Here is a 12,977-nt window from a genome sequence, read left to right on the forward strand (position 1 = left end):
CCTCCTTAAAATGTTAATCTAGCAACAGAGATTGTAGCATTGCCCGATTTTTTCTTTTCTAGCACAAGCGACTCCACCTGCGCATAACGCATTGCTGCAGGTTCACTCACCCCGTATGCTCCTGTATATTTAAAAACGGTTTCCGAAGGTGATGGGAAGTCAATTTCATTTAATTCCGTCGGTGAATATATTACAAATTCCCAATCATATTTCTTTGTTATTTCTAGGAAGCATTGCTCATCCTTCTTTAAATCAATCGTGCATAACGCTTTAACACTTTTTTTCGAAAGCTTCAGCTCTGCAAGGGTTTCATCAATGACTTGCTCAATTTCTTCCACAGATGTCCCACGATTACAGCCCATGCCAAGCACGACTGATTTTGGTCGATAAATAACACCATTTTCAAGAAGCACTTCTTCCTCCGGGTCAATGATGCGGTCAGTAATCAGCAATGTCGCATGTGGTTTCGCTTCAATCGCAGCATATGTTGACGGATACATTTTAATTTGCTCTGGCATCGCTGTGTCCCGCATCCACCAGTCAAGTTCCCCCGTTTCCTGAACGATTGCAACGTGCTCCTCGTTAACAACAGAGGCACTGACAGGTGTCAGTTTATCGGCACTATCCCATACCCAGCCAAAACGTGCTCCAAATAAATCAACCGGAATAGTCTTTTGCACATCTGAGGCTGTCGTAATAATTGGATTTGCTCCGAGTGCTGCGGCTACTTCATGTGTCAGCTCATTGGCGCCACCTAAATGTCCCGATAACACGCTAATCACATTTTCACCACGGTCGTCAATGACAACAACACCTGGATCTGTCTTTTTATCCTTTAAAATCGGTGCTATCATGCGTACAACTGCACCGAGTGAGATGATTAAAATTAAGCCTTTATATTGCTTAAAAAGAGTAGGCAGCAGTAAACGCACAGTACCTGTAAACATCTGAATATGCTTTTCTGCTTCATCACCCTGCTCGAATTTACTCATGTAATATAAGTCGCTCGCAGCAAAGGTTTGCTGCAAGCGACGTCCAATTTGAACACCGTGCTTTGTGATGGCTACAACTGCATAAGGATTTCGTTGGTCAACCTCTGGCAATACGCCCTCTTGTAACTCAATCACTAGTCTTCACGCCTTTTCTAAAGCCATGTGTAAAGGTAGCATCATATAATTTCGAACGATATTGATCTTTATCATGAATAGTCGGATCTAATGCCCAGCCAGCTAAAATCATCGCATGCTTACGAATACCGTTCACACGCATCGCTTCATCCAGTTCAACTAATGTTGTACGTACGATTTTTTGATCTGGCCAAGAAGCTCGTTGAATAACAGCTACTGGTGTATCATCAGCCCAGCCAGCATACTGTAATTCTTTTACTATTTTCTTTGTTAGCGTTGCGCTCAGGAATAATGCAATTGTACAGTGATGACTCGCTAAATCGCGTAGCTTCTCGAATTCTGGTACAGGTGTACGTCCTTCAGCACGCGTTAAAATAAGTGTTTGTGTTAAGTCAGGAATTGTTAATTCTGCCCCGATTGCCGCTGCGGAAGCGAAGACAGAGCTAACACCAGGAATAACCTCATAGCCGATGCCCTCTTTTTTTAACAGTGCCACCTGCTCCATGATCGCTCCATACATAGCAGGGTCTCCTGTATGCATACGAGCTACCACTTTCCCCGCATTGACACGAGCTATCATGACCGCTACCATTTCCTCTAAATGCATACCTGCTGTACGAATAACCTCAGCATCTGGTCGTGCCTTTGCAATAAGGTCCTCACTCACTAAAGAATCTGTATACATCACAACGTCTGCTGTTTGTAGCATATGTAAGCCTTTTACTGTAATTAAATCTGGATCACCAGGACCAGCGCCGACAATATAAATTTTCTTCATTATTTACGCACCACCATTAACGTTAAATATTCTAAATCGACACCGTCTAGCTCCTGTACATCCCAAATAATTTCCTCGTCAGACGTTACCTTTGTTACGACTGATGCCTTATCAAGTAAATCTAAATCACGTAGCACCTCAAGCATTAAATCAATAACCTTCGCTACTTTTATGAACACCACTGCATCGTGACTTTCAATCGCTTCACGCATTGCATCATAGTCATCATGGGCAGGGATAATGGCAACACGGTCATCTCCGTCTGCCAGTGCAATACCAAGTCGGGATGCTGAACCATTAAATGAAGAAATTCCAGGAACTGTTCGAATTTCAACGTCAGGGTGCATGTCCTGCATAAGCTTCATCATATGGATGAACGTACTATATAATAATGGGTCTCCCTCTGTTACGAATGCGACGTCCTTACCTTCTTGTAATTTTTCATAGACAAGTTCCACTGATTTCGTCCATTCGCGTTCTAATACAGCCTCATCCTTTGTCATTGGAAATACTAGGCCAAGCATATCCTTTTCTTCTGGGTTAATATAGACATCTACGATACGATGTGCGTAGCTTTTACTGCCTTTTAGTTTTTTCGGATAGGCAATAACAGGCGATTCTTGAATGACACGGAATGCCTTAACTGTAATTAACTCTGGATCGCCAGGACCTACGCCCAAGCCATATAAAATACCAAGATTACTCATGATTTTCTTCCTTTCGATATGCAGAAATAATGTAGATCGGATTTAATGGGACAAAACGTGTCATATCTAATATTGGTTTACTGCGCGCAAGCTGTGCCTGCAAGATGTCTACAGCAAAACCACAAGACTTAATCGCTTCGACTGCTTTATATAAATTTTCAATTGTTGCCGCATTCAAGACAATACGACCATTTGGCTTTAAGCGTGTACAACACAATTGCAATAACTCCACCATTTCTCCTCCTGTGCCGCCGATGAAAATCGCATCCGGATCAGGGAAGTTTTCAAGTCCTGCTGGCGCTTTACTATGAATAGCTGTAATATCTACACGGAATTTTTGCTGATTTTGCAAGCAATTTTCTAAATCAGGGGCGTTTTTCTCCACTGCAAATATTTGACCTTCTGGCGCAAGCTTGCCAGCCTCAATAGCCATCGAACCCGTACATGTCCCAACGTCCCAAATGATGCTATCCTTTTGTAGCTGCATCGCTTGTAAACTTAAAACACGAATTTCTTTTTTCGTAATCAGACCTTTGTCTGGCTTACGCTGTGAGAATTCTTCATCATCGATACCGAGTGCATAACGTTTCGGTACTGAGGTTTGCTGCAGAATGACAACATTTAAAGGAGAAAAATCAGCCATTTCTAATTCATCAAGCGAATACCAGCCGAATTTCTCATTTGTGCCCTGTAAATTTTCTGCCACAAATGCACGGTATTCTGTCATGCCAAAATGTTTTAAATAACGTGCCAGCTCATTTGGATTATTCTCTGCATCTGTAAGCAGTGCTACTTTCTTTTTACCATCAATACGTTGTGCTAGGCCTTTCATCGAGCGCCCATGAATACTAGTGACATAAGCATCCTGCCAACTTTCCCCCATCTTTGAAAAAGCAAGCTGGAGTGAGCTCATATATGGATAAACGTCAATGTCTAGCTTTTTCGCTAAATACCCACCGATTCCGTAAAATAACGGATCACCTGACGCTAAAATAACTGTATTTCTTGTTTCTGTAGATAATCTTTCAACAAGCGCTGAAAGACCACCTTTAATCAACATTTTTTCACCGGTAAAGTTCGGGAAAAATTCTAGAACACGCTCCCCACCAACAAGCACCTCACAGTCTTCAATCCACTGTACATATTGCGGTAGCAAGCTTTCTTGTCCGTTATCCCCGATTCCAATCAATTTCATCGATCGATGCAATGTCATCAGCCCTTCCTAATAATTGTCCCTGCATCGAATAGATCGATGTGGAAAGCGTTAAACCGCCCTTAATGTGATGTAATGAAGAATAACAGCATGCCCCACATAAGTGGTGGAAGAATGCATCATAGCCCTTTTCTGCCATAATTTCTCCGACCTGTGAAGCAGTGTTTGCCTCTCGTACGTTCATAACGGTTTCTTCATCAGCACCTATATCCACTGCTAATTGAGCTAAAAAGTTAAAATCAATAGGAGCACTTTTGGAGTGCACCATCATGACACCTTGTGCCACCTTCGAAAATTTCCCCATCATACCAACAAGCGATACTTGCTTCATACCAAGTCGTTTACAATGCTTTAATGTAAAGCCTACAAAATCGCCCATTTCTATAAACGCTTCCTCTGGCAAATGAGGGTACTGTGCCATCGCATACTTTTCACTACGTCCACCAGTCGTAACAACTAAATGCTCACAACCAGCCTCTTTTGCAACACTAATCGCTTGGACAATACTAGCCATATAAGCGGAACTCGAAAAAGGCACGACGGTTCCCCTTGTGCCTAAAATGGAGATGCCTCCAATAATACCAAGTCTCCCATTTAACGTTTTTTTAGCAATTTCCTCACCTTTAGGGACGGAAATAACTACGTTAACACCTCGTTTAATTTGAAATTCATCAAGTACGCCTTGTACAGTACTATGAATCATCTTCCGTGGTACTGGATTGATGGCTGCTTCTCCGACAGGTACTGGTAAGCCGGGCTTTGTTACGCGCCCGACACCAATTCCACCGTCCAGATGAATGCCTGGTATATCGGCCCAGCTTACCGTGCCAACAATGAGTGCTTTATGTGTTGCGTCCGGGTCATCACCAGCATCTTTAATCGTTTCACAGCTGACAGCATCCTGCTGAAATGTACATTTTTCAATCGTAAAGGTCACATCTCGGCCAATCGGCAAATGAATAGTACTTGTTTCTTGCTCTTCATTTGTAATTAAGGCAAGTAATGCGGCCTTCGTTACTGCAGTCGCACAGGATCCCGTTGTATAACCGTGACGCATGTCCTTGGGATCCTTTTTAGGCTTCCGCTCCATTATTTTTTCGCCTGTTCATCCGCTAAAAGTGAGACAGCATTCAATGCGGCAACCGTCACTGTACTACCGCCTTTACGACCAACATTTGTAATATACGGAATACCTTCTAGTTTTAATAGCTCTTCCTTCGATTCAGCAGCTGACACGAAGCCAACTGGCATACCGATAATTAAATCTGGTTTCGCTAAGCCTTCCTTAATTAAACGAATCAATTCAAGCAATGCTGTTGGTGCATTACCAATCGCATAAATGCCACCTTCGTGTAATTTAGTTGCCTTTTGCATGGAGATAATCGCACGTGTTGTGTTTTGTTTTTTCGCCTCAATCGATACGTCTTCATCTGCAATATAGCAGTGTAAATCGCCACCATGCTTTTGGAAGCGTTTTTTCCCTGAACCACTTTCAATCATTTGCACATCTGCAATGACATGGCGACCAGCAAGGATTGATTTAATACCGGCCTCAAGTGCTCCTGGTGTAATAATTACGCTACGTCCTAATTCAAAGTCAGCAGAAGCGTGAATGATGCGACGTACAACTTTCCACTCATCCTCTGAGAAATTATGCTCACCCATTTCCTCTGCAATAATAGAGAAACTGTAATCGTAAATTTTATCTGGGTCCACTGTTAAAGGTTTGAAATCTGTTTTAAAGTCCATCTGTATTGCCTCCTAAAGTGTGTTTTGTACAGCTTGTAGTACATCTTCAAATGTAGAATATTGCTGTCCGTATTTTATATTTGGTCTTGCAATTAAAATTGTTTCAATGCCACATGCAAGGGCTGCCTCTAGCTTTTCATCCACCGAGCCAACCTTGCCGCTTTCTTTCGTAATCATCAATGTCACATCATATTGACGAAAGAGGGCTTCGTTTAATTCTTTAGAAAAAGGGCCCTGTATGGCAACAATATCTCTTTGTGCCACACCAAGTGCTTCACATTTTTCCATATTATCGAGTCGAGGAAGCATACGTGCAATCACTCGCGTATTTTCTAAGCCATGTAACACCTTTGTAAAGGTAGCCAGCGTTTTACTGCCCGTAGTTAACATAATGACGCCACGTTTTTCAGCTGCTAAATGGGCAGCCTCCTCATAATCCTTCACAACCGTAATTAGTGGATGGGCATAATGCTCATGAGCACGTTCATAGCGAATATACGGAACATTGGCTTGCTCAGCTGCCGCCATGGCATTTTTTGAAGCTTCTTCAGCAAATGGATGAGAGGCATCTACAACTAAACGGTACCCTCGCTCAGTGATAATCGTCGCCATCTCCTCCGCCGTTAAACGACCGATTAAATGAGGAAGACCGACTTCTGCAAGGCTTGAAGCGGCTGAATCAGTGACGACCGTAGCCGTCACAGCATAACCTGCTGACTGTAGTTCAAGTGCTAGATTCCTAGCATCGCTCGTCCCTGCTAACATGAAAATCATTTTACCGGCTCCTCTTCATGGTGGTGATGATGGTCATGGTCATGATGGTGGTGGTCATGTCCATGATCGTGGTCATGATGGTGATGATGCGCAGGTCCATGCACTGCCGCATAAGCACGATAATTTTCTAAATCTTGCATACCTGTCGATGTGCCATTAACAGCTTGCTCAATACGCTCTAATAGCACATTTTGCAAACGCTCATGATAGCCAAAATAGTTGGCAATTTGAATATCACAGTCAGCATATTTTTCGTTAAATTGCTTGCACATGCCGTTCATACGCTCCATTAGGATACCTGTAAATAAAAAGTACGGTAGCATAATGATTTTTTTGGCACCAAGCTTCACACAGCGCTCTATTCCTTCTTCTACACGTGGATCTGTGACACCCATAAATGCGCTTTCCACATACTGAACAGGGAGTTTTTCCCATAACAAACGTGTAATTTTATAAAAATCACCATTTGCATATGGATCACTGCCGCCTCGTGCAATTAATAAAACGGCTGTATCTTTATGTTCTTCTTCAGCACTAAAGCCGATTTCTGCTAAACGATCTTCTAAAATAGCAAATATTTCTTCATGGACACCGATTGTTTGACCATATGTGAACTTTATATTTGGATAATGCTCACCCGCATGTTCGATCTCTGCTGGAATATGTAGTTTGGAATGTCCAGCATGAAGAAGAATAATCGGAATAACATGTACCTCTGTAGCACCCTTCTCTACACAGTTCGTAATACCTTCTTCAATGTTTGGCGAAGCGAACTCTAAAAAACATGTTTCTACTAAAAAGCTATCATCAATACGAGGTGTCATTTGCTCGATAAACGTGCGTACCTCGTCATTCCCTGCTTCTAAACGGCTCCCGTGGCCGACAAATAAAATTGCTTTCATCTCATTACCCCTCACTAGTCGCCGCATGGAGCGGGCTCAACTTTTATTTTTGAAGACATATCCTGATACGTAAAATGTAGAATCTTTTTCACACGCTTGAAGTATTTAAACAAACGTTCATTTGGGTGCGCATTTGCTTTATATTCTTCGATAATGTCTGTGATAAGTGGTATGAGCTGATCAGGCTCTAACCCCTCAACAACTGGCTGGGCCGCATGTGCTGTACGACCAACCGGCTTGGCACCAATAAAAACATCAAATTTACTTTTACGATAAACAATTCCAATATCATCAAATACTGCTCGATAACACGCCATACCACAGCCGTTAAAGCCAATATTTAATGTTTTCGGTAACGACATACCACCAAGCTTTTCTTGAATCTCTTCAGCATATGGAATCGAATCAAACTTTTCTCCATAACAGAAGTCACAAGCCTTTAACGATAACACGTCACCAAGTGGTGCTAGTAAAAAGCCAACTTCACGAAGCTTTGCGGTAATCGTTTCAGGCTCAGACGTTGGAATTTTCAAATGAATTTGATGGTCTGGTGTATACTCCATCGTTCCTTCTTCACCAACTACTTCAGCTAACGTCATCATTTGTTGAGGACTAAAAAACTTATTAGCTACCCCAGGACTAACTGCTAATTCAAAAACAGATTCGATTTTTTGTTGAACAAGCTTAGGTGATACCTTCACAGCGCTCGTTCCCTTCACCATTACAAGAGCAGCTGTCGCCATTTCCAGTGATGATTTTCTAGGCTTTGGTTGTGGTGTTATGGCTAAACTGGGCTTAATACGATTGGCATTAGGATCGGTCGCAAAATCATTACGCGCTGCTCCTGTTTCTTGATTCATCGCCCATGGTTCATTTTCTTCCTTAAGTCGTTGATATGGTCGTAACGGCTGTTTTTCCTCACCAAGTGTATATTTACGCTGATAACCACGTGGCGTAATCATTTTATTGTCGTAGAAGAATGTTGTTGAATTCCCGATAATAACTGTTGTTAACATGCCGATATCATGTTCAAGCATTTCTGCTAAAGTAGTCATCGTAATTTCCTGACGGTCACGATACGCGCTCTTCACAAGTCCAACTGGCGTATCTGGGGAACGATATTCTAATAAAATCCGTTGTGCCTCAACGATTTGTCTCGTACGACGTCCACTTTTTGGGTTATAAAGAGCGATAACAAAATCCGCCATTGCTGCTGCTTCTACTCGTTTTGCAATTAAATTCCAAGGTGTTAAGTGGTCACTTAAACTAATGGTACAGGCGTCATGCATAATGGGAGCACCTAGTAAACTTGCACACGAATTAATAGCCGAAATACCTGGAACAATTTCTACCTCGATACCAGTTGCTTCCGTCCAACCTAGCTCGATTAATACCTCATACACTAATCCTGCCATTCCATAAACCCCTGCATCACCGCTGGAAATGACCGATACGATACTTCCAGCCTCTGCTTGACGCACCGCTTCCTGTGCACGTGAAACTTCCTCTGTCATACCAGTACTAATAATCGACTTTGCACTAACTAAATCCTGAATAAGTTCAACATAAGTTTTATAGCCTATGATCATATCACTTTGTTGTAGTGCCTCCACAGCACGAGTCGTAATATGTTTAAAGTCTCCAGGGCCAAAGCCAACTACGAAAATCTTACCTTTTTGCGCCATTTCGCTACCCCTCTTTCACCTTTTCAATGCCTTTAATGGCTGTTGTTTGTGCTGTACGCTGCAACGAACCTTCACGCAATGTAAAAACATGCTCATTATGTAACGCTTCATGATTTAAATCTTGTACGAGTGCCTTCCCATGCTCCGTTGTCGGCACACGGTACCAATTCCCCTGAGGATAAGCAATGACAACACAAGCATCCTTACACCTACCATTACAGCGGGTCCTTGTCGTATGTATTTCCTGATCAAGCGCTAGCAACTGTATTTCATCACGAATTGCCTGTGTAATATCTTCAGCATCTTTTTTCATACAGCTACTACCATTGCAAATAAAAAGATGTGTTTTCATCCCCTCTAAATTCCAAGTTGTCATAGTTGTTCTCCCCTCATTTGCTTTTAGGACAAAGAAAAACCTTTACTCTAGACGAAGAGTAAAGGTAGTAGAAGCCAAAGAAAAACGAATATATACAGGTACTCGCTCTCGCTTCAACTTCTCCCTCCGAAAAGTTTGCATGCATCATCACATAAGCAGGTTTCCTGACTTAAGCTTCTTTTTACTTTCGCGCCTTCCTAAGTTTTCACTAGTGGCATCCGCGATTTCATCAGCTATTACAGTAGCGGGGGCTGTATCGGATTTTCACCGATTTCCCTATTATCTTGAAAATATTCAAGCACTTATGGATGTTTTATATGAATTTATGATCTTTCATGTAATAGAAAACTGTTTCTATCATATCTTATTATTTAAAAAATTCAATATTTCTTTTTTAATTTGTGACATTTTTATTAATTTTTTATAGAAAAATATCACATTCGTTTTCAATTTATCCGAATTTTCGACATAGATCCTCAATTGAAAATTTTTTCACAAAAAGTATAGCATATATATGGAAAATCATGTTACACTTTGTCGTGAAATCTCACAACTTCATCTTTTTTCGGTGCGAATTGTTCATCATTTCGCTTAAAAGGGAAGCCGGTTCAAGTCCGGCGCGGTCCCGCCACTGTACTAGAGAGTTTTATAGATAATGTCACTGTCCAAAGGATGGGAAGGCCTATAAAACGTTGAACTAAAGCCAGGAGACCTGCCGAAAAATATGTGATCGTTTCAACCTACGAGGATGGGTGTGCGGCTTAGCAGATTAGAATTTTATTTACTTTTTTAGCTATGCACTTTTCCAAAGTTGGAGAAGTGTTTTTTTATTTTCGCATACTAATTCGAAAAATATTAATGTGAGGAGGAGAGATTTTTGAAATTCTCAGCTTGGAAGCTTAGTTATTTCTTATTGGCATTTTTATTCGTGCCAAATCGTGCATTTGCGATGCATATTATGGAGGGTTTTTTACCAATCGAATGGGCGATTTTTTGGTGGGTCATTTCGATTCCATTTATTATTTTAGGATTACGTTCTATTCGTAAAACCATTGATGAAAATCCTGAAACAAAAATGATATTAGGTCTATCGGGTGCCTTTGCCTTTGTGCTATCAGCCTTAAAAATCCCTTCTGTAACAGGGAGCTGCTCGCATCCAACTGGGGTTGGGCTCGGAACAGTTCTTTTTGGACCATTAGCGATGAGTGTTATCGGAACAATCGTATTATTATTCCAAGCTTTACTTTTAGCACATGGTGGGCTTACAACATTAGGTGCAAACACCTTTTCCATGGCAATTATGGGCCCTATTATCGCTTACTATGTATTTAAAGGCTCACAAAAAATAGGGTTATCCTTTTCCCTTGCAGTCTTTTTAGCAGCAATGCTTGGTGACTTAGGTACATATGTTGTCACTTCTGTACAATTAGCTCTTGCCTTCCCTTCTGAGGTCGGAGGCTTTATGGCTTCATTCACAAAATTTGCTGGTATTTTTGCGTTAACACAAATTCCTCTTGCTGTTAGTGAAGGAATTTTAACAGTGATCGTTATGAATTTCCTGAAAAAATACAATGTGAGTGAATTAAAAGCTCTACGTGTGTTCTCAACAAAGGAGGCACACTAAAATGAAAAAAAACTTACTGCTCTTAGCAGTTGTTGTGTTACTAGCGATCGTTCCCCTATTTATTCAAAAAGGTGCAGAATTCGAGGGGGCTGACGGCGAAGCGGAAGCAGCAATTAGTGAAATAGATGCAAACTACGAGCCATGGTTTGAAAGCTTATGGGAGCCACCAAGCGGTGAAATTGAAAGCTTATTATTCGCACTACAAGCTGCTATTGGCGCTGGATTTATTGGCTATTTCATCGGCTTAATGCGCGGCAAACATAAAGAGGGTTAAACGATGTTACTCATTGATAAGTATGCTTATTTGAATAAATTAGCGTCTGTTCATCCGCTAGAAAAAATGACGTTATCCCTTGGACTACTTATATTGTCGCTTATCATGAGAGATGAACGAATTTCACTCATTACATTTATTGTGATGAGTGTTTTTATCATTTTAGGCGCAAAAATTCCTACAAAATATTATGCAAAATTACTATTGCTACCTGGATTTTTTTTACTATCAAGTTTAGTGTCAATTTTAATTTCTATAGCACCAACAACTAGCACACTACCAACGCACATTTGGTCATTTTCACTTAATAGTTGGACGATTTTTATCGGCAGTGCGAGCCTCATGACAGCGCAACAGCTTTTTTTCATCGTCCTTGGCAGCATTAGCTGTTTGTATTTTTTAATTCTCACAACATCAGTCCAATCTATTTGTTACGTGCTACGACAATGGCGACTTCCAACTCTATTTGTAGAGCTAGTAGAACTAACGTATCGTTTTATTTTTATCTTTTTAAACAGTATGCAGAAAATCCATCTTGCCCAGCAGGCTCGTCTAGGATACAGCTCCCCTATGCAGTGGCTTCGTTCAGTATCAATGCTGATTGCTGCTTTATTTGTCGAGATGTTCCAACGCAGTCGTGAGCTAAACAATGCGATGGAAGCGCGTGGTGGCGAAACTGTCTATTGGCAAGATGATGTTATCTATAACACGAAAAATTGGGTAGGTATTGCTGCTATTTTTATACTCCTCATCATTTATGGAGGTTTTTTCTGATGACAGATTTGTACTTTGATTTAACACATTTATCCTACGCTTATGCAGATGGAACTCATGCCTTAACAGATATTTCACTTCAGATTCCAAAGGGGAAAAAAATCGCTTTACTTGGTCATAATGGAGCTGGAAAATCAACGTTATTCCAGCATTTAAATGGTATTTTGAAGCCTACTGCTGGAAGTATATCCTTTTGTGGTAAAGAACTGAACTATAGTAGAAAAACATTAAAAGAATTGCGTCAACAGGTTGGCATTGTTTTTCAGGATGCAGACAACCAGCTTTTTTCTGGCACAGTTAAGCAAGATATTGCATTTGGACCTTTGAATCTTGGCTGGACAACTGAAAAAATTGAAGAGAAAATTGCGTGGGCTGTCGCTCAAACCGAAGTCGAAGCATTGCTAGATAAACCGATACATTTTTTAAGTGTTGGACAGAAAAAACGTGTCGCGATGGCAGGAGTACTTGCAATGGAACCTTCCGTTTTATTATTAGATGAACCAACAGCTGGGCTAGATAATTATTATAGTGCACAAGTTTTACAGTATTTAGCTACGTTAGAGAACGGTGAACGAACAATTTTACTGGCTACGCATGATATTCCATTAGCCTATGGATGGGCAGATCAAATAATCGTGATGGAAGCCGGGAGAATTATTTATAATGGGGATCCAGTTGAAATGTTCTTCCAAGAGGATTTGCTTGAAAGAGCCCATCTTGAACGCCCATGGGTCTTCGAAATGGCCATTGCTTTACAAAACAAAAAACTATTTGAGAAAAACATCAAAATGCCTCGTTCTAAGGAAGATTTACACAGACTTATAGAACAGCTATAAGTCCATTTATCCGTAGTTGGAATTTTTAATTGTGGCCTCTTCTACTCAATCTCGCAAATCGAGTAGGAATGGCAACCGTTGTCTTGAAGGATGTGAATTTTACTTTAGTGATCTTGGGGGGGATTCTATCTGCTTTCTACAAATCTTTACGATAGGTA

At 41.0% G+C, this 12,977-nt stretch carries 14 protein-coding genes and 2 riboswitches; of the genes, 4 read left to right on the top strand and 10 right to left on the bottom strand.

Annotated elements, in window-relative coordinates; translation table 11 throughout:
- Window positions 1–5: 5 nt before the first annotated feature.
- Genes ACQKOF_RS17375 through ACQKOF_RS17420 form a run of 10 tightly spaced genes read right to left on the bottom strand, consistent with a single transcriptional unit; the run spans window position 6 to window position 9,311 of the window.
- Complete coding sequence (locus tag ACQKOF_RS17375) at window positions 6–1,127, bottom strand: cobalt-precorrin 5A hydrolase (RefSeq protein ID WP_427559600.1); 1,122 nt, start codon at window positions 1,125–1,127, stop codon at window positions 6–8.
- Window positions 1,120–1,905, bottom strand: a complete 786-nt coding sequence (gene cobM / locus ACQKOF_RS17380; RefSeq protein ID WP_427559603.1) for a precorrin-4 C(11)-methyltransferase — start codon at window positions 1,903–1,905, stop codon at window positions 1,120–1,122. The genes ACQKOF_RS17375 and cobM overlap by 8 nt, the downstream gene beginning before the upstream one ends.
- Entirely contained in the window at window positions 1,905–2,612 is a 708-nt protein-coding gene (gene cobI, locus ACQKOF_RS17385; RefSeq protein WP_427559606.1) for a precorrin-2 C(20)-methyltransferase, read from the bottom strand. Before cobI ends, cobM begins: the two co-directional genes overlap by 1 nt.
- A complete protein-coding gene (gene cbiE / locus ACQKOF_RS17390; RefSeq protein ID WP_427559609.1) occupies window positions 2,605–3,825 on the bottom strand; it encodes a precorrin-6y C5,15-methyltransferase (decarboxylating) subunit CbiE in 1,221 nt (406 codons plus the stop codon). Before cbiE ends, cobI begins: the two co-directional genes overlap by 8 nt.
- Window positions 3,782–4,915, bottom strand: a complete 1,134-nt coding sequence (locus tag ACQKOF_RS17395; protein WP_427559612.1) for a cobalt-precorrin-5B (C(1))-methyltransferase — start codon at window positions 4,913–4,915, stop codon at window positions 3,782–3,784. Before ACQKOF_RS17395 ends, cbiE begins: the two co-directional genes overlap by 44 nt.
- Window positions 4,915–5,574, bottom strand: a complete 660-nt coding sequence (locus ACQKOF_RS17400) for a precorrin-8X methylmutase (protein ID WP_053594968.1) — start codon at window positions 5,572–5,574, stop codon at window positions 4,915–4,917. Before ACQKOF_RS17400 ends, ACQKOF_RS17395 begins: the two co-directional genes overlap by 1 nt.
- Before the next feature lie 12 nt (window positions 5,575–5,586).
- A complete protein-coding gene (gene cobK, locus ACQKOF_RS17405) occupies window positions 5,587–6,348 on the bottom strand; it encodes a precorrin-6A reductase (protein WP_427559615.1) in 762 nt (253 codons plus the stop codon).
- Complete coding sequence (locus ACQKOF_RS17410) at window positions 6,345–7,250, bottom strand: sirohydrochlorin chelatase (RefSeq protein WP_427559618.1); 906 nt, start codon at window positions 7,248–7,250, stop codon at window positions 6,345–6,347. Before ACQKOF_RS17410 ends, cobK begins: the two co-directional genes overlap by 4 nt.
- Window positions 7,251–7,264: 14 nt before the next feature.
- Complete coding sequence (gene cobJ, locus ACQKOF_RS17415; protein WP_427559621.1) at window positions 7,265–8,935, bottom strand: precorrin-3B C(17)-methyltransferase; 1,671 nt, start codon at window positions 8,933–8,935, stop codon at window positions 7,265–7,267.
- A 4-nt stretch (window positions 8,936–8,939) separates the two neighbouring features.
- On the bottom strand, window positions 8,940–9,311 hold the full coding sequence (locus ACQKOF_RS17420) for a (2Fe-2S) ferredoxin domain-containing protein (protein ID WP_427559624.1): 372 nt from the start codon (window positions 9,309–9,311) through the stop codon (window positions 8,940–8,942).
- 136 nt (window positions 9,312–9,447) lie between these two features.
- Window positions 9,448–9,632: riboswitch (cobalamin riboswitch) on the bottom strand.
- A gap of 228 nt (window positions 9,633–9,860) precedes the next feature.
- A riboswitch (cobalamin riboswitch) is annotated at window positions 9,861–10,045 on the top strand.
- A 143-nt stretch (window positions 10,046–10,188) separates the two neighbouring features.
- Between ACQKOF_RS17420 and ACQKOF_RS17425 the strand changes: the two genes are divergently transcribed.
- From ACQKOF_RS17425 to ACQKOF_RS17440, 4 genes are read left to right on the top strand one after another with little or no spacing between them, the layout of a single operon-like run.
- The gene (locus ACQKOF_RS17425) at window positions 10,189–10,935 is read left to right on the top strand and encodes an energy-coupling factor ABC transporter permease (RefSeq protein WP_427559626.1); all 747 of its coding nucleotides are present in this window, start codon (window positions 10,189–10,191) and stop codon (window positions 10,933–10,935) included.
- A gap of 1 nt (window position 10,936) precedes the next feature.
- The gene (locus ACQKOF_RS17430; RefSeq protein ID WP_427559629.1) at window positions 10,937–11,209 is read left to right on the top strand and encodes an energy-coupling factor ABC transporter substrate-binding protein; all 273 of its coding nucleotides are present in this window, start codon (window positions 10,937–10,939) and stop codon (window positions 11,207–11,209) included.
- 3 nt (window positions 11,210–11,212) lie between these two features.
- On the top strand, window positions 11,213–11,983 hold the full coding sequence (cbiQ, locus tag ACQKOF_RS17435; protein ID WP_427559632.1) for a cobalt ECF transporter T component CbiQ: 771 nt from the start codon (window positions 11,213–11,215) through the stop codon (window positions 11,981–11,983).
- The gene (locus ACQKOF_RS17440) at window positions 11,983–12,819 is read left to right on the top strand and encodes an energy-coupling factor ABC transporter ATP-binding protein (protein WP_427559635.1); all 837 of its coding nucleotides are present in this window, start codon (window positions 11,983–11,985) and stop codon (window positions 12,817–12,819) included. Before cbiQ ends, ACQKOF_RS17440 begins: the two co-directional genes overlap by 1 nt.
- Window positions 12,820–12,977: the final 158 nt, after the last annotated feature.

Origin of the sequence: Lysinibacillus sp. NPDC093190, from assembly GCF_050280425.1 — a bacterium.
Lineage (GTDB): Bacteria > Bacillota > Bacilli > Bacillales_A > Planococcaceae > Lysinibacillus.

Bases quoted from the DNA above. Each gene is read 5' to 3' on its own strand.
- cobM (WP_427559603.1), bottom strand. From the start codon at position 1,905: ATGAAGAAAATTTATATTGTCGGCGCTGGTCCTGGTGATCCAGATTTA.
- cobI (WP_427559606.1), bottom strand. From the start codon at position 2,612: ATGAGTAATCTTGGTATTTTATATGGCTTGGGCGTAGGTCCTGGCGAT.
- cbiE (WP_427559609.1), bottom strand. From the start codon at position 3,825: ATGACATTGCATCGATCGATGAAATTGATTGGAATCGGGGATAACGGA.
- ACQKOF_RS17395 (WP_427559612.1), bottom strand. From the start codon at position 4,915: ATGGAGCGGAAGCCTAAAAAGGATCCCAAGGACATGCGTCACGGTTAT.
- ACQKOF_RS17400 (WP_053594968.1), bottom strand. From the start codon at position 5,574: ATGGACTTTAAAACAGATTTCAAACCTTTAACAGTGGACCCAGATAAA.
- cobK (WP_427559615.1), bottom strand. From the start codon at position 6,348: ATGATTTTCATGTTAGCAGGGACGAGCGATGCTAGGAATCTAGCACTT.
- ACQKOF_RS17410 (WP_427559618.1), bottom strand. From the start codon at position 7,250: ATGAAAGCAATTTTATTTGTCGGCCACGGGAGCCGTTTAGAAGCAGGG.
- cobJ (WP_427559621.1), bottom strand. From the start codon at position 8,935: ATGGCGCAAAAAGGTAAGATTTTCGTAGTTGGCTTTGGCCCTGGAGAC.
- ACQKOF_RS17420 (WP_427559624.1), bottom strand. From the start codon at position 9,311: ATGACAACTTGGAATTTAGAGGGGATGAAAACACATCTTTTTATTTGC.
- ACQKOF_RS17430 (WP_427559629.1), top strand. From the start codon at position 10,937: ATGAAAAAAAACTTACTGCTCTTAGCAGTTGTTGTGTTACTAGCGATC.
- cbiQ (WP_427559632.1), top strand. From the start codon at position 11,213: ATGTTACTCATTGATAAGTATGCTTATTTGAATAAATTAGCGTCTGTT.
- ACQKOF_RS17440 (WP_427559635.1), top strand. From the start codon at position 11,983: ATGACAGATTTGTACTTTGATTTAACACATTTATCCTACGCTTATGCA.